General features: G+C 54.2%; 13 protein-coding genes. 7 read left to right on the forward strand and 6 right to left on the reverse strand.

The features are described from left to right. Positions 1–5: 5 nt before the first annotated feature. The 3 genes from mutM to LA756_RS08565 all read left to right on the forward strand — a co-directional run bounded on the left by mutM (position 6) and on the right by LA756_RS08565 (position 3,374). Positions 6–848 (forward strand): bifunctional DNA-formamidopyrimidine glycosylase/DNA-(apurinic or apyrimidinic site) lyase, encoded by an 843-nt coding sequence (mutM, locus tag LA756_RS08555; protein WP_224439453.1) that lies wholly within the window; start codon positions 6–8, stop codon positions 846–848. 85 nt (positions 849–933) lie between these two features. Beyond that, positions 934–1,956, forward strand: a complete 1,023-nt coding sequence (locus tag LA756_RS08560) for a DUF3500 domain-containing protein (RefSeq protein WP_224439454.1) — start codon at positions 934–936, stop codon at positions 1,954–1,956. 17 nt (positions 1,957–1,973) lie between these two features. Next, entirely contained in the window at positions 1,974–3,374 is a 1,401-nt protein-coding gene (locus tag LA756_RS08565; RefSeq protein WP_224439455.1) for a DUF1570 domain-containing protein, read from the forward strand. Positions 3,375–3,379: 5 nt separating this feature from the next. Here LA756_RS08565 and glnD read toward each other — a convergent pair whose 3' ends face one another. The 3 genes from glnD to LA756_RS08580 form a co-directional block, all read right to left on the reverse strand. Beyond that, positions 3,380–6,016, reverse strand: coding sequence for a [protein-PII] uridylyltransferase (gene glnD / locus LA756_RS08570; protein WP_224439456.1), 2,637 nt, complete (start codon positions 6,014–6,016; stop codon positions 3,380–3,382). Between the two features lie 102 nt (positions 6,017–6,118). Beyond that, a complete protein-coding gene (locus tag LA756_RS08575) occupies positions 6,119–6,457 on the reverse strand; it encodes a P-II family nitrogen regulator (protein ID WP_224439457.1) in 339 nt (112 codons plus the stop codon). A gap of 101 nt (positions 6,458–6,558) precedes the next feature. Continuing rightward, a complete protein-coding gene (locus LA756_RS08580; RefSeq protein WP_224439458.1) occupies positions 6,559–8,028 on the reverse strand; it encodes an ammonium transporter in 1,470 nt (489 codons plus the stop codon). Positions 8,029–8,362: 334 nt separating this feature from the next. Here LA756_RS08580 and LA756_RS08585 point away from each other — a divergent pair, with 334 nt between their 5' ends. After that, on the forward strand, positions 8,363–9,451 hold the full coding sequence (locus LA756_RS08585; protein ID WP_224439459.1) for a TolB family protein: 1,089 nt from the start codon (positions 8,363–8,365) through the stop codon (positions 9,449–9,451). 8 nt (positions 9,452–9,459) lie between these two features. After that, positions 9,460–9,906 carry a bis(5'-nucleosyl)-tetraphosphatase gene (locus LA756_RS08590; RefSeq protein ID WP_224439460.1) on the forward strand — a complete coding sequence of 149 codons (447 nt, stop codon included), beginning with the start codon at positions 9,460–9,462 and terminating at the stop codon, positions 9,904–9,906. A gap of 3 nt (positions 9,907–9,909) precedes the next feature. Here the strand turns inward: LA756_RS08590 and LA756_RS08595 are convergent, their stop codons facing one another. Further along, on the reverse strand, positions 9,910–11,427 hold the full coding sequence (locus LA756_RS08595; RefSeq protein ID WP_224439461.1) for a transglutaminase family protein: 1,518 nt from the start codon (positions 11,425–11,427) through the stop codon (positions 9,910–9,912). A 569-nt stretch (positions 11,428–11,996) separates the two neighbouring features. Here LA756_RS08595 and LA756_RS08600 point away from each other — a divergent pair. Both LA756_RS08600 and LA756_RS08605 read left to right on the forward strand, forming a co-directional pair. Beyond that, complete coding sequence (locus LA756_RS08600; RefSeq protein WP_224439462.1) at positions 11,997–12,632, forward strand: hypothetical protein; 636 nt, start codon at positions 11,997–11,999, stop codon at positions 12,630–12,632. A 171-nt stretch (positions 12,633–12,803) separates the two neighbouring features. Further along, positions 12,804–13,445: a hypothetical protein gene (locus LA756_RS08605; RefSeq protein WP_224439463.1), complete on the forward strand. Its 642-nt coding sequence runs from the start codon at positions 12,804–12,806 to the stop codon at positions 13,443–13,445. A 2-nt stretch (positions 13,446–13,447) separates the two neighbouring features. On the opposite strand, the gene LA756_RS08610 is transcribed toward LA756_RS08605, so the two are convergent. Then, on the reverse strand, positions 13,448–14,563 hold the full coding sequence (locus LA756_RS08610; RefSeq protein ID WP_224439464.1) for a pyridoxal phosphate-dependent aminotransferase: 1,116 nt from the start codon (positions 14,561–14,563) through the stop codon (positions 13,448–13,450). A gap of 95 nt (positions 14,564–14,658) precedes the next feature. Next, a complete protein-coding gene (gene rnr / locus LA756_RS08615) occupies positions 14,659–17,010 on the reverse strand; it encodes a ribonuclease R (RefSeq protein ID WP_224439465.1) in 2,352 nt (783 codons plus the stop codon). Between the last annotated feature and the right edge of the window lie 61 nt (positions 17,011–17,071).

Consider the following 17,071-nt stretch of genomic DNA (forward strand, 5'->3'; position numbering starts at 1 on the left):
GCCAATTGCCGGAGCTTCCTGAAGTTGAAACCATGCGTCGCGGGGTTTTGGGCCTAGTGGGCGGTCGGATTGAATCGTTCGAAAAACTGGCCTGTGAACGTCGCCCCATCGGTATCACGCCCCCTGCTGACACGCTGAACAAACGCCTCGCAGGGCTGACCATTGAGCGAATCGACCGCCTCGGCAAACGAGTTCTCCTGGTGATGGAGGACCAATCGCGTTTGATGTTTGAACCGCGAATGACGGGACTCGTTCTCATTTCCGATCCCCCCACATTGGAACACTTACGCGTCCGCCTGGCGATCTCTGGGGCAAGCCACCGGGAGCTCTTGTACTGGGACCGCCGCGGACTGGGATCGGTTCGGTGGTTTTCTGAGAAGCAGTTCGAGCAGGAATTTCATGAAGGTCGACTGGGGCCTGATGCTTTGGATGTTGACTGGAACACGCTGAAGAACAAATTCGCGACCACGAAACAGCCGGTCAAAGTCGCTTTGCTCGATCAGCGGCGGATCGCAGGCATCGGCAACTTATACGCCTCGGAGATCTTACACCTCGCGAAAGTTCACCCCGCAAAACCATGTCACGAGATTTCCACCCAGGCATGGAAGCGAATCCATGCTTGTATGCTTGAAGTATTGCAATTAGCCATCAAATACGAAGGATCGACGCTCAACGATGGAACCTATCGCAATGCGTTAAACCAGGACGGCGGTTACCAGAACCATCACCGCGTGTATGCGAAAGAAGGAGACGTTTGCCGATCGTGTGGCAAAGGAGTTATCGTTCGGACGGTTCAAGCACAACGAGCCACGTTTTTTTGTCCACGTTGCCAAAAGCTGCGCCGCTGAACATTTCGATTGTTCTGGGCGGGTTTCCTCTGGTAAAAATAGGGGGACACACTCCTCACGTTTTCTCCCTTTCGGAGGTCCTTCCATGCCTAGTCGATTGTCTCTGGCCAACGCGAGCCGTCGTGAGTTTCTGCAAACGGCCGCGGCGACAACTGCCGGTTTAGCGATGAGCGGTCCTGCCATACTTTCCGCGGATGAAACCAAGCCGCAAGACACGTCGGAATCGTTGGTAAAAGTCCTGTACGATTCCCTCAGTGACAAACAAAAGAAAGAGATCACTTTCGACTGGGACCATGAAGATCCACATCTCGGAAAACTACGGACGCATGTCGAAAACAACTGGCACATTGTCGATCAGACGATCCACGGCAACTACTTCACCAAAGAGCAGCAGCACCTGATTCGTCAGATTTTCGTGGGAATGGTCAACCCAGACTGGGTCGAACGCTTTGATCGGCAACTGAAAGACGACGCCGGCGGATTTGGCAAGCAGCAAAACATCGCCATCTTTGGCAAGCCCGGGGAAGGAAAGTTTGAACTGGTCATGACCGGCCGTCACATGACGATGCGCTGCGATGGCAACTCGGCTGAGCACGTCGCATTCGGTGGCCCTATCTTCTACGGACACGCAGCGAAAGGCTTCAACGAGAAAGCGGACCACCCCGGTAACGTCTTCTGGCATCAAGCCAAAGCGGCCAACAACGTTTACCAAATTCTGGATGGCAAGCAGCAAAAGATTGCTTTGGTCGAAGATAGCCCGATCGAGCAGGAAAACAGCTTCCAAGGCCCTGAAGGAAAATTCAGTGGCATCAAAGTCGGCGATCTTTCAGACGACCAGAAGGAAGCGGTGCAAGAAGTGCTGCGAGTATTGATTGAACCCTACCGCCAAAGTGACCGCGACGAAGTGGTCGCTTGCTTGAACAAGTATGGCGGGCTCGATGCGTGTCACCTGGCGTTTTATGCCGATGCGGACATTGGCGAAGACAACGTCTGGGAAAATTGGCGACTGGAAGGTCCCAGCTTCGTTTGGTACTTCCGTGGCGATCCTCACGTCCACTGCTGGGTGAACGTCGCCGATTCGCACACCGTACCCTTCAACGCCGGCTAAGGAACAGGCTTCAGATCGTGACGCGGATATCACGGCAATTTATTTTGACGCTCGCGGCTCTGCTTACATTTGCATGGCCGCTTGTGGCATGCGCAGACGGCCCTTTGGCCGACGTGCCAACCGATAAGTTGCGACTGAAAGATGGTACGGAGCTGACCGGACTATTGCTGGAAGAATCGCCACGCGGGCTCGAGTTCTTAGAGATCAACCGCCCGCCTGGCAAGCCGATGTTCGCCGTCATCCATACGATATCCGCCAACCAAAAAGGACGTCTCGAAAAAGTAACCGGTACAGATCGGCAGCGGTTGGAAGACCTGGTCGAAGGACTCCGCAACCACACGCAGATTCGCGCCGCGGCAAAAGATTCGTTACAGCTAGTAAAAACTTCATCAGAGATACTGGAAACGGACGAGGCATGGAAGTATCAGAGCGATCGATTCGTCTTAACGACTTCACTGAGTGAAGACATGACACGCAGCTTAGCTGTGCGTGTCGATCAGATCTTTCAAGCGTTTGAACATTGGCTGCCGCCGAAACGCAAGCCGACTCACGATATTCAAATCGTCGTGTTTCATTCGTTGGGAAGCTACTCGGCCTACCTCAAGAAGATTGGCCTGCAAATCGATAATCCGGCGATCTATGTTCCCCATACCAACCAGGTACTAATTGGCTCGGACGTAGGTTCGTTTCAAGATCGGCTTTCGGTCGTTCAGAAACAACATGAAAGAATTCTGCAGCAGTGGACCGAGATCGAAAAGCAATTGCCGGGCGACTTAAATCAGTTGGCAAAACGCTTGAAAGAAGCAGGGTGGTCGCCTAACGAAATTGCTCCCGAAGTTCAAGCAAGACGGGAAGCCTGGCAACGCGACTATAAGCAGCGATTGAGCCAGATCAAAGTCACCGATCGCCGCAACCAAGCCACGCTGGACAGCTTAATGGATCAGGCCACTCAGCACCTTTGCCATGAAGCCTTTCACGCGTATGTCGAGAATTACCTTTACCCTCAAGATGAGTATGAAGTGCCGGTTTGGTTGAATGAAGGCCTGGCCCAACTGTTCGAGCACGCCCAGTTCGAGAATGGCACGTTCCGAATCGACCTGCCGCCGAAAGAACTTTTGTCGCAGCTTCAAGCACGAGTCGAACGAGACAACGGCATGAGCTTGCAACGAATGCTGCAAACCGAAGCGGGCAGCTTCCTGCTGTTCGAGAATCTGCATCGAGCGCGTCTTGATTACGACGTCGCGTGGGGACTCTCTTGGTATCTAGTATTCCAGAAGAATCTTTTCGCGGAGGATGGCCTGGATCGCTACGTCATTCTGCGGGACGAGTCGCCGCCGCCGGTCGAAGAGACATTCGGCGAATCGATTTCTCGATTGCAAGCCGATTGGGTCACGTTCATCCGGCAACTCGGCTCGTAGGCGAGCTACGAGTTCTGTTCGATCAGCGACTCGCCGAGGGTCTGCTTGATGGTCGCCAGGCGATCTTCATCGACGATCTTATTGCCATCCGAATCGGTCACGTAGAAGACGTCGACCACTTGATCCAGATGCGTCGTGATGCGAGCCACGTGCACACTTAATCCGATTTCGTACAGCAGGCGGGAAATATTGTACAAAAGCCCTTGGCGATCTTGCGTGAAGACCTCGACGATGGTGTAGTTGTCGGCGGTCTCGTTGTCGATTTTGATTTCGGTCGGAATTGGAATGGCTTCTTCTGCCATCCGCTGATTCCGGGAAGTCCATGTCGAAGTAAACTTCGGCACGTTGTCGTCAGGATCGGTCAAGTACTTGCGAATTCGCCCACAAATGTCTTCCATCCGCTGTTCTGGCGTCTGGCCGTCGTGGTCCTGGTCCTGGACGAAATAACGATCAAGCACCAAGCCGTCGGCCAACGTGTTGATCTCAGCTGCGAGAATCGTCATCCGCTGGCTCGTGACGGCGCCTGTTAAGCGATGGAAGACGCCTTGCATGAGTTCTTCCCGCGTCCCAATGGTAATCTCCAGCACGCCACGGTCTTCGCGGTACTGGCAATTCACCATCGGCAGATCGTCACGCATGGCATGAAGCTGCTCGAGATCAACAATAATTTGCGAGGCTGGCGTTTCCTGAAGGAAGCCTTCCGGCAACGAATCGATCACGCGGCGGAACCAAGATTCGTGTTCGTGTCCACGGACCAGACTGGCCAATCGATCCAGCTTCTTTCGTCGTAGCGCCACCGTATCGACGGTATCGTCTCCGCCCAGATTTTGCATCGACCGGCGATAAAGATCGGTCAATACGCGGACCTTCCAGTCATTTAACGTACCAGGACCGACGCCGGCAAAGTCTGCACACGTCAGCACGAACAACATCTTCATCCGCTCGGCAGGACCATTTTCCATGGCAAACCGCAGGACCAGTTGTTCGTCCGATGTATCGCGTCGGAACGCCAGATGCGACATCGAAAGGTGATAACGTACCAGGTGCACAAGCGTTTCTTTGTCTTGCGGCGAAAGCCAAAAACGATCGGCCACTTCGCCGGCAATTTCCGCCCCGACGATACTGTGATCTTCCGGGAAGCCTTTGCCAAGATCATGAATGAGCAATGCAAGATGCAGCAGCCAACGCTTCTTGATTGATCGACAGACAGCCCCCAGCGTATCTTCTCGCTCCAAAAATTCGGTCGCACATTCAACCGTTTTAATGCAGTGGGCATCGACGGTGTACTTGTGATACTGATTGAATTGCAGCAAGCAACGAGCATGCGCCATGCCAGGGACGATCTTCTCTAGCAGTCGCAACTCGTGCAGGCGGCGTAGCAATTGCCCTAGTCGACCAGGCTCGGAAAGGAGCGTTAAGAACGCCTTGCGGGTTGCCTCGGTCATCTCGATTTCGCCTTGGCCTTGGAACCGAGCGCGAATGACCTCCCACGTTGGATGATCGATTTGGCGCTCGAAGCGGCTGGCAGCGATCATCAGTTCCAGCACTTGATCGAGCTGTCCAGCACGATGCTGTTTCCAGCGGCGCGAAGTGCTGATGCGGTACGGCCCAACGTGAAAATCACGATCAACGCGTCGCGTCATGATCGGCCCCAACAGGGTCGTTACGACCGACTGAGGGCGAATCGAAGCGATAAAGTGTCTCGCTGCATCACGCACGCCGCTGGTATGGTGAAAGTAGGTTTGCATGAACTGCTCGACGGGCAGCAAACCATCGGTTCCTTCAAAGCCGTACATTTCCGCGATGCGGATCTGCTCGGCCCGATCGAGTAGATCGGAGGACTTGCCAGCATGAAAATGGAGCTCGTTACGCAACCGCAACAGGTACTCCCGAGCATCACGCAGGATCTTGCGATCTCGGTCAGAAATCGCCCCGAGGCGGTTTAATGAGTCGAGTTCGTTTTCACCAAACTTGGCAAAGCCGAGCCAGCGCACCATCTGAATGCCACGCAAGGCTCCGCTGGAACGTTTAATGTTCGGCTCCAGCAAGTGCACGATTTCGCCATACTGCTGACGTTCCTCGTCGCGAGCCTTCATGATCGCGTGAAACAATCCACGGTAGCTACGTCTCGCTTTGCGGCGAAATGGCTCGGCAAAATCACGGAACAGCCCGACACTACCTGCCAAGTAACGGTTTTCGGCGAGCGACGTGAAAATAGTCGCATCGGAAAGCGCCGCCGAGATTGCCTGGGATGGCGTACGCAGGCTGTGCCCTAGGATTAGCCCAACATCAAAGACGTCTTGCTGAAGCCGCTTGGTAAACTGAATGGCGGGTTCACGAAACGTCGGTGCGTGCAGCACCATCAAGTCGATGTCGGAGTAGGGGGCCGTATCACGACGTCCATATCCACCATGCGGAACGACAGCGATGTTGGACAACACACGCTCCGGCGTAAAACCAGGGACGTCGTCCGCGGCGGCGTTGACCAGATCGAGAATAATCCCATCGAAGCAATCCGTAATTTGGGCGCACAGTTGCACGCCGGGAGTTCCCGCTTCGTGCTGCCGTTTGAGTTTCTCTCGGCCGTTGGCCAGCTTTTGCTTTGCCTCGATGACCGATTCACGAAGACGGAGTGCTGCCATGGAAACGCTTCAATCTTATCGTGGGGTATACAAAAAACGGCGCCGACATGTCTTCGCAGCGCCGTTTCCAGTTTACTTCATGTCAGAATCCACCGAAGGGATTCAGATGGCATCTTGGCCGGTTTCTCCGGTACGAATGCGGATACTATCTTCCAAATTCGTGACAAAGATCTTACCGTCCCCAATTTGGCCGGTTTGAGCGGTCCGCAGAATGGTATCGATCACCTTTTGCAGATTCTCGTCGCTGCAAACCACTTCGATCTTCTTCTTGGGTACAAAGTCGACCGAGTATTCCGTGCCGCGGTAGGTTTCGGTATGTCCCTTCTGGCGTCCATAACCGGCAACCTCGGTTACCGTCATACCGAACACCCCTTGTTCGCTCAACGCATTCTTGACGTCGTCTAGTTTGAAATGGCGGATAACCGCTTCAACTTTTTTCATCGGCTTATCTCCTAGTACGCCCTAATTCTGCTCACAGGGCCGAGCCCATCTTGCCAGGCTCGGCCGCGAATATACAAACGCATCGCTCCAGGCGTGCGACATTAGCTAAAAATGTAGCCCTCTTCTCCATGCTCAGAGATATCGAGGCCGCGGATTTCGCTCTCTTGCGTCACTCGCAATCCGATCACCAGGTCGATCAGTTTCAGCAAAATGACCGTTGCGAACACCGAGAAGACGATCGTCACGAGAACGGCCACAACTTGACCGATCAACAGCGAGACACCGCCCCCTTCATAGAGACCCATTGGCTCGCCTCCCGAGAGATCGCCGCAGACGTGACGCGACGCAAAAACGCCGGTCAACACCGCACCTAACGTTCCGCCGACACCATGCACGCCAAACGCGTCCAAGGAGTCGTCGTAACCCATTTGCTGTTTCAGGACGGCACACGTGTAATAGCACAAAATGCCAGCCGCGGCTCCCATTGCCAGCGCCGGCATCGGCAGGACAAAACCAGCCGCAGGCGTAATACAAACCAAACCTGCGACTGCGCCCGAAGCACATCCGAGTACGCTTGGCTTACCACGTAGTATCCATTCCATCATGGCCCACGCAACCGCTCCAGCTGCCGCCGAGAAGTGAGTCACCGCAAAAGCGTTGGAAGCCACACCATCCGCTGCCCCGGCGCTGCCGGCATTGAAACCAAACCAACCAACCCACAACATCGCCGCGCCCAGTGTCGTGTACGTAAGATTGTGGGGACGCATGTCGTCGTGCCCAAACCCCAAACGTTTGCCGACAAAAAACGCACAAACAAGGGCTGAGATACCCGAGCTAATATGCACGACCGTGCCGCCAGCAAAGTCGAGAGCACCGCCAGCGATCGCTTCCGGGGCATCATAGGCCAAAATACCTTCATCCCAGACCCAGTGGCAAAGCGGACAATAAACGAGCGTTCCCCACAGAACGGAAAAGACCGCCATCGCGGAAAACTTCATGCGTTCGGCGAATGCACCACAGATCAGCGCCGGGGTAATAATGAAGAACATCCCCTGGAAAAGCATGAACGTGTACTCGGGAATCGTACTACCGTCGTGCATTGGGGTGACTGGTTCCCCCAACTCGGCATCCCATGTCGGCTGAACGTTGTTCATAAACAGGTATTCAAGATCGCCAAAATAAGGATTGGAGCCACCGAAACAAAGCGTGTAGCCCCAAAGACTCCAGACGACGGTCATCAATCCCATCAGGAACAAGCACTGCATCATCACGCCCAGCACGTTCTTCTTGCGGACTAAACCGCTATAGAACATGGCCAAACCTGGTGCGGTCATGAATAGAACCAACGCGCTGGAAGTCAGCATCCAGGCGTTATCACCGCTATCAAGCCCTGGCGTTTCCTCTTCAGGAACTTCGACGCCAGACGCATTGCCCCCTTCGACAGGAGCCGCTACGGGATCGTCGTCGGTTTCAGGAATAAGTTGAGCTGTCGCCGATTGGGTCAGAACAAAGCCGACTAACATACCAATCAGCGCGCAGGACAATCGCCCACGAAGGAAAAACGTGCGCATGAATCTCCACCTCGTACAAAGAATGACCAGATTGTGAATCCAACGCGCGCCGCCTGATGATTTGCCTGAATCATCGCGCTCGTATCAGCTCGCCATCCGCCGCTGAGAGCAGGAGAGGGTGCCCCCAGCGTTTTGCCTGATGCGGAATATGCATTGAGCCAGTACAAAAAATAGGGGGAGCCAAGCTCTACGTAAAGTAGATAAGTCCCGTTCTGGTAACTTTTTTCAGTTGGCGTATCGCCGTAAAACTCGGACGCCCGGTTGCCTTCTGCCTATAATGGTGCGTACCAACCGGTTCGAAACCCCACCGACTATTTCTCAGGGAGCCGCCTCGATGCTGACGCATTCGCACCACGTTTTCCTGCCTGCGATCGCTATTCTTTTTGCTGCCACAAACCTTGTTCAAGCCCAAGAGCCCGCCGAAACACCCTCGGTGGAGTCGAAATACCTGACCGACGTGCGACAAGTGACCTCAGGCATGGTAAAAGCCGGGGAAGGGTACTTTTCGCCTGATGGCCAGCAGATCGTCTATCAGGCCGTGCCGCAACAGTATCCTTTCTATCAGATCTATACGCAGCCACTGTCTGGCGGCGAACCGGAACTTATCAGCACCGGTCGCGGACGTACGACTTGTGCTTACTTCACCCCAGATGGCGAAAAAATTCTATTCGCGAGTAGCCATCGCGACCCGAATATGAAGCAGACCGAAGACGAGGAGATCGCCAAGCAGGAAGAGGAACGCCGCACCGGAAAGCGTCGACGATACTCGTGGGACTTCGATCCTTACACCGACATCTACGTAAAGGACATGAAGTCCAACGAAATGACACGACTCACCACTGCCCAAGGGTACGACGCCGAAGGGGCTTACTCGCACGATGGCCAGAAAATCGCGTTCTGTAGCGATCGTGACGGCGACCCTGATTTGTACATCATGGATGCCGATGGCTCCAACTTGAAACAATTGACCGACGCTAAAGGCTACGACGGCGGACCATTCATTTCGCCCAACGGAAAATGGATTGTTTTCCGCAGTGATCGCAAGGAAGAAGGTTTCCTGCAGATCTACGTGATCTCGGTCGATGGCGAAAAGGAATTTCAGCTAACCGATAACGTTGGCGTGAACTGGGCACCCTATTGGCACCCGACGAAGCCTTATATCATCTGGGCAGGTGCAGACCACTCGAAGCCTGGCCGACCGAATTATGACTTGTGGTTGATGAAGTACGAAGAAACCGACGACGCCATCAAGCCTGGCCCCATCTGGCGAATCACCGACAGTCCGGCCGCGGACGTGCTACCCGTGTTTTCTCCTGATGGTAAAAAGTTGATGTGGACCAGCACGCGAAGTGACGACCACAGCAGCCAACTCTTTATCGCCGATTTCATCTTTCCGACCGACGAACCCAAGGAAGTAAAGTAGCTAATCCCATGACGGATCTTTCTTTGCCGCAGACCAAAGCGTGCGGCTTTTTGATAGTGAAGGGTGACCCGATCGAGTCCTTTTTGTTGATGAAGCATCCCAAACGTTGGGATCTGCCCAAGGGGCACGTCGACAAAGGAGAATCGGAAATGGAATGTGCCCTGCGTGAACTGGAAGAAGAAACAGGGATTCACGCCGACGACATCACTGTCGATCCTGGCTTTCGCTACCAGCTTCAGTACGTGGTGAATTATAAGAAGAAGTTCGGTGGCTCGGATGCCCTGAAGACGGTGGTCTACTTCCTGGCTCGCCTCGAGAAAGATGTCGAGTTAAACCTGACCGAGCATGGAGACGCAAAGTGGTTTGCCTGGGACCCTCCGCATGAGATCCAGGAGCAAACGATCAATCCACTGCTGGCCGCCGTTGCCCAATATGTTGCAGAAAAGCCGGCCTAGAAGTTAATCGGCCACACGAATCTCTAGCTGGCCGATGACCTGTGATACCGGCAAGAATGCTGCAAACGCTCCGGAACCGCTTAAGTCGGACTGCGTTACTTTGATGTAGTTAACGCCAATTCCTCCTTGGCCGCGAGTAGCATCCAGCGGCAACCACCGATCACCGATCCAGGCTTCCGTCCACATATGGTACGCGAAGCCTTTTTTCTCGCCGTAATCGACGTAAACAAGTCCCAATGCCCCACGCGAGGGAATCCCTTTCGCACGGAGCAATGCCATCAACAGCACCGCATGTTCCGTGCAGTCTCCGGTCTTCACTTGCGCGACTTCTGCAGCCGAAAGAAAGCCTTGGGAGAAGTTTTTTTCTTCGATCGTCTGGTGCACGAACTTTTCCAACGCCATCGCCCGGCTTGCGGTGTCGCCACTAGGTATGGCTGCCTGGGACGCTAATCGCTGAATTACGGGATCATTCACTTGCACCAGAGGGCTCGCAGCGCGATCTGCCTCGGTTGGCTTAGAAGCGTTTGCCAACGCCATCGGCAGTTTTCCATTAGGTGCAATGCGCCAGACATGAAGCTTCGCGTGACGATCGTCAATTTTGGTGACGTCCTGATTCGCTCCACTCACAAACAACTGCGACGGATCGCTGTTTTTAAGGAATACCTCGTACGCCATCGATTCAAGCTGATCGAAGTTCTCCTTCGGCATTCCTTCTACGGGGACGATCGTATCGAGGGCCAAATCGAAAGAGACCGCCTTATTTGGGCTCAACGCATACTGCTTGGGGCACTTATAGATCTCGAACTCTTGCCCGACTGACTTCGTTTTCACGATTTCGCCATCTGCGTTGAGCCATACGAGCGATTCAAACGGAGATTGTCCCTCTGCTTCCATCACCTGACGGGCTTTGAGAAGACTGACCTGAGATCCGTCAATCATTGTGACTTCTTCGTTACCCAGCCCCGTCACCGTTTGCTTTGCCACGCGATTGACAGTCGGCATCAATGCCATCACCGTGCGGGTCTCTCCCACTTCAAGCGGCGAGGCCTCGAGCATTCGCTGCACGGCATGAACTCCCCCATATTCCGGCTTCCAATCAATTGATTCCGAAATACGTGGGCTTGTTCCGCTTTGCGTCGTCAATTGCAGAGTTTGACCATCTTCGGAGACTTGTCCGGTGAAGCGTGTGACGGCTCCACCCTGTCCCATCTTAGTAATGAACTGCTTCAGGAAGCCGCTGGGCGTTTCGAGAAAGACATCTTCGACCTTCAACTCTAATGGCTGCCCGGCTCGCTGAATTGTCATGTTTTTGACTTGGGTGGTGCGAACGTACGCGTTGCCATCGTGCGTCAGATGCTCGATTTTCTCGCGCATGTGGCCAATTTTTTCCCCCTGAAGGACAATCGCTCCCCATTTTTCCTCCGTGGAAACTGGTTTCTCCACAGTTTGGGTGTCGGGCTGAGATGGCTTGCCGGTGTTACAACCGGCACAAGCGGCAACGATCAGACCAAACGAAATCATCCATGCAATGCGTTGATCAGGGAGAGGCATCGGTGGGGTGGGGGGAAAAGGCTGCGGAAAAGCGACATCATTCCTAGCGGGAAGTATACCAAACGCCACCAATGTTTCTCCAACGATTCATCGAGAATCGGCTACCCACACCATTCGCCCCTTCTGAAGACATGTTGCGACGATCGTAGCGATCAAAGACTAATGCCGCAGCGCTGCATAGGTTGCGAATCGGTGTCGTGAGCGCCAAGAGTTTTGTCTTTGTTGTTTTCGAAGATTGTCACCTAAGACCTAAAAACGGCACGTTTTACGGTGCTATGCTCTCGTTAGATTCGCGTGAGACGTCTCGCACTTCGCCGCCAACGGCTAAGACAAAGACGGCCACAACTTGTCGAGAAGGCATCCGCAAGAAAAGGCGTCACGCACCAAAAATCCAACCTAGGATTTCAAAAGACAAAGAGAACAGCTTGGGCGGGACACTGAGGCTTCCCAAACGAGCAAGAACACCGGAGCAGAGGTCACTCATGGGCTTCTTGAAGCAGTTTTTCAAGAGCGTTTTTCACGAGAACGAGCTGGGTCATATGGCAAACAGTTTCGAACATCTCTCGGAAGAGCAACTAGAAGCACACTTGGATGTCGGGAGTTACAACGGTTTCGAGCTGACCGAAGCGGTTCGCCCTTCGTTCGATCTGAAGGTCGTCCCCACGCAAGGCTTTCGCCGCGAAACGTATCGCGACGATCAAACCGGCAGCACGGTTCCCGTGTTGATGGGTTCCGCCACGCGGTCGAACCTGTTTGAAACCTTCATGGACTTGCTCGACCCGCTGGGTACAGAAGTGGACGTGGTCTTGGAATCAAGCCACCACCACGATATGGCTCAGAACAGCGATATGTATCGCGAACATATCGACTTGCCGGTCCTGAAGAGCATTTTGTGGGACTACGAAGACCTACTGCTCAACGACGGATGCACTGGCATTGCGGTTCTGAATCCTCATTCGCCCCTGGAGGTCCAGTTCGACGAGCACAAGCTGTTGATCGTCTACGGCAACGACTTGAAGCCATTCGAGAGTGCTTTCATCGACCGCGACGTCTATCCGACGCCGAACATGAAATTCATCACCGAAGCGGAACATGTTCATTCCTCCTCACAGCGATATCAGCAACAGTTCGAGGAACTGCGCATGCGACTGGGCATGGACGAGAACTACGGGTAAGCGTTTCCCAACTATACCACCAGAAAACGCGAATCTGGCCGTGAGCATGCTCACGGCCTTTTTCATTTCGAAGGTGCGTGCTAGCACGAAAACGATTTGACCTTGCTACCATGCGGGCGATTCGTCAAACTCCCGCTCCCAAAGTTCCGTCGGAAAGGGAGTTTCGACTTGGTGAGGTGGTTTCCTCTAGTTTGTGTCCTGCTCGTCAGCAGTCTCGGGTGCAGCAGCTTCGTGCCGCTTTTGCATCACGCTGGAAGTGCGCCTCGCGAGCCGGTCCAGAATCCTCACTTCGTTCCGATCCGCGACCACGAACTGATGTGGGAACAGATCGTCGACTCGGTCGATACCCATTTTAAAATTCAACGGGAACAACGTGTTCGTGTCGTCGCTGGACAATTGACCGAAGGCTATCTCGAAACCTACCCCCGCATCGGCAGCACGATGCTCGAGCCATGGCACACCGATTCGACGCGTGGCTATGAGAAATTGGAAAGCACGCTGCAAACGATTCGCCGACGCTGCATCGTTCGCGTGATGCCGGAACAAGACGGCTATTTCATTGGGGTGGAAGTCCACAAAGAAATGGAAGACGTCACTGGGCCATCGAATGCTCAGATGGCCCTGGACGGCGTCCGGTTTGATGGAACGTTGCGAAGCGGTGAAAGCACACCAGAGCTGGGTCCACGCACCGACGGCTGGATTCCGCTTTGCCGTGATGTGCTTTTGGAGCAACGAATCCTGCAAGACATCTTAGCCCGACTGAATGGCATCGAAACCGAAAAGCCATCGCAGCCGTTCTCGCTACAGCATTAATCTCAGCGGCCCGCTTGAGCCAGCTTTCGCAAGACTTCGATCCCACGATCGATCGTTGCATCGGACGCCGCGTACGAGATCCGGAAGTGCGTGTTCTGACCGCTGAAAATGTTCCCAGGGATAATCAGCAAATTGTTTTCGATTGCCTTGGTAACAAACTCGGTTCCTGTTCCCCAAGGTGCCTTCGGGAAGACATAGAACGCGCCGCCTGGTTTGGCGATTTCGTACAAGTCGGAAAGCCCATCGATCAACCGATCACGTTTCGCTTTGTACGCATCGACGTGGGAAGACATATCGACTTCCATGGCCGCGGCACCGGCCCATTGGACTGGCTGCGGAGCACAAACAAACGTGTATTGCTGCAGCTTGATCATCGTATCGATGACGGCCGCGGGACCATGCACAAAGCCCAAACGCCACCCTGTCATACCGTAGCTTTTCGAGAAGCCATCGATGACGATTGTGTTCTCGTTGAACGATGCCGGCGAACAGAAACTGTCGTCGTAGGTAAACACGCGGTAGATCTCGTCCGAGATAATCGCAATGTTCTTCTCTTCGGCTAACTTCGCAAGCGCTTGCACTTCTTCCTTTTGAGCCACGACTCCTGTTGGATTCGCGGGCGTATTCAAAAGAATCAGCTTGGTCTTATCGGTGACCGCGTCGGCAACTTTCTGGACGTCGATCTGAAAATCGGGATAGGTGCTCAGCACGACAGGAACGCCGCCAACCAGCTTCACCAACGAAGAATACATGACGAAGTACGGATCGAAGATGATCACTTCATCGCCGGGGTTCACCATCGCCAACATCGTTAGCACCAAACCACCACTCGTCCCCGACGAGACGAACACTTTGCGGTCAGCGTGACCATATTCGTCGTCAATCTGGCTTTGCAGCTTGTCCCGCAGAATCGGCATCCCTTGGGTCAAAGCATAGCCATTTTTTCCGCCCTGAATCGCATCGACAGCGGCATCCTTGACTTCCTGTGGGACATCGAAGTCTGGCTGACCGATCGAAAGATTGATCGGGTCAGTCATGTTCGCCGCAAGATCAAAAACCTTGCGAATGCCACTTGAGTCGAAAGATGCGGTGCGTTCGGCGATCCAAGGATGCGTCATGGGATGGGTCGTTATGCATGGGGAAAACGTGCGAGTACCGACCCGCAAGTATTACCGACACAGCAAAAACCCACAAGAACCGCGATCGACAAAGCTTATCGGCCGCGGCGTTTAGATCGCTTATCCTTCTTTGGACGCGAGGGAGAAGTCCCTTTGCCAGACTTGCTTCCCCCACGAGCCCCCTTCTTAGGCCGGCTCGACTGCGTCGAGAACTTCATGCTCGAGCTTTGAACTTTCGGCTTATATTTGCCGCCGCCAGACTTTCCACCAAGCGATTTGGCAGGCTGCTTAGTGCTTTGCTCGCCGGTCTTCTCGATGAACTGGTAGTCGAGTTCCCGCCGATCGAGATCGACTCGGGCAATCCGTACCGTCAGCACGTCGCCGAGCCGGAACGAATTCCCTTCGTGATTCCCGACCAGGCTGTGGGTCGTTGCGTCGTAGCGGTAGTAGTCGTCGTTCAGCGAATCAATTCTCACCAGGCCATCCGCAGGGACTTCCAAGGATTGAACAAACAACCCAAACGACTCGACCCCGGTCACGACCGCGTCGACTTCCTCCCCAATTCGCGTGCTCATGTAGGTGAGCAATTTGATCTTGATCAGTTCGCGTTCGGCATCGGCGGCTCGTTGTTCACGGTCGCTGCAGTGCTCGCCTTCGACTTGCATCTGCCCGAAATCTTGCGGCGGACGGACGTCATGCTCGATCTGATCGAACATCCGGTGGATCGTGAGGTCTGGATATCGACGAATCGGAGAGGTGAAATGGCAGTAGTTCTCACTCGCCAACGCGTAATGACCGATCTCTTCCGGACTGTAGACCGCCTTCTGCATGCTGCGGAGTACGGCATAATTGACGGCCGCTTGCTCTGGCTTACCTTTAACTTGGTCGAGCACGCGGATGATCTCGAAACGGTTTTCGAGGTTCTCGCACTCGATTCCCAAGTCACGGACGAATTCGGTCAGGTCAGCCAGCTTCTTCGGGTCTGGAGAAGCATGAGCTCGGCGTAGGAAAAACAGTTCGCGATCGGCAAGTGCTTCCGCGACTGCTTCGTTCGCGGCGAGCATGAACTCTTCGATGATCTGATGGCTTTCGGTATTTTCGACCGTATGGGCACCTGTCACTTCGCCATCTTTATTGATGTCGAGCTTCACTTCCGGCATGCTCAACTCCATGCTGCCGCGAGCAAACCGTCGTTTGCGAAGCATCATGGAAAGCTCGTACATGCGTCCCAATAGGTCGAACACTTTCGGCGTCAGTTTTTCTTTCCAGGGCTCGCGGTCGGCCAGATATTCGTCGACTTCTTCGTAGGCGAAGCGGCGTTTACTGCGAATGGCTCCCTTGCATACCTGAGTGCCGACACGCGCACCTTCCGGCGTGAACTCGATTATGGCCGTTCGCGTGAAACGAACTTTGTCAGGCTGCAAGCTGGCCAAGTTGTTACTAATCGTCTCGGGCAACATCGGAATGACTTTGTCTGGCAGGTAAACGCTCGTCGCGCGATTTCGCGCTTCGGCATCCAGCGCACTACCTTCGGGAACAAAGTGCGAGACGTCGGCGATATGTACACCGAGAACCCAATGTCCGTTGTCGAGCCTCTCGAGGCTAATCGCATCGTCGAAGTCGCGTGCATCGATCGGGTCGATGGTAATGACCGTGTCGGCGGTAAAGTCTCGGCGACCTTCCGGAATCGATTCGTCAAACAAATCGGCCTGCTGACGTGCGACTTCGAGGGCATCTTCCGGAAACTCGCGAGGCAAATCGTATTCGACGATAATCGACAACAAGTCGACGCCAGGTTCGCCCCGTTTGCCGAGCACTTCGACAATGACCGCTTCGCCATCATGCGCATGCGAAGGGAACCGGACCATCTCGATGACGACTTTATCTTCCCGCTGGGCATTCTTTGCGCCGGGATCGCCGACGGGGATCGGCTGGGCAAAGATCTTGCCGTCGACCTGAACCAACGCCATGCCGTGCGTTTCGTAATAGGTCCCCACGAAACGGTGCGTCTCGCGTTCGACGATCTCGACCACTTCGCCACATAGACGCTGATCGCCTCCTGGCCCACGGCCGAGGTACGTGCGGATTAACACCAAGTCGCCTGTGGCAGCATCCATTCCTCTCCGGGGAGGAATAAAGACGTCAGCCTCGCGTCCCTTAGAGGGGGCAATGTTCTGCGGCCGTACGAACCCAAACCCTTTGGCGTTGCGCTGAAAGCGTCCGGTAATCCGTTTCTCGCCATCTTCGACCGATGGCTTTTTAACTAGATGATTAGCGCCGTAGCGGACCAATCCTTTGCGAATGAGCCGCTTGAGGGCTCGCTTGAACGGTTTTCGGTCATCCTCGGTGACGCCTAGCTTTTTGGCGATAACTTTCGGCTTGACCGGCTGATAATTCGGCTGATTAACGTGACTAAGGATCTTTGCTTCGATTTCTTCTATTTCCATATTCCAAGTTTACGGCTCGCATAAGAAGCGAGCAATCATAAGAACCGCCCTGCTGGCGATT

Source organism: Bremerella sp. TYQ1, assembly GCF_020150455.1.
GTDB classification, from domain to species: domain Bacteria; phylum Planctomycetota; class Planctomycetia; order Pirellulales; family Pirellulaceae; genus Bremerella; species Bremerella volcania_A.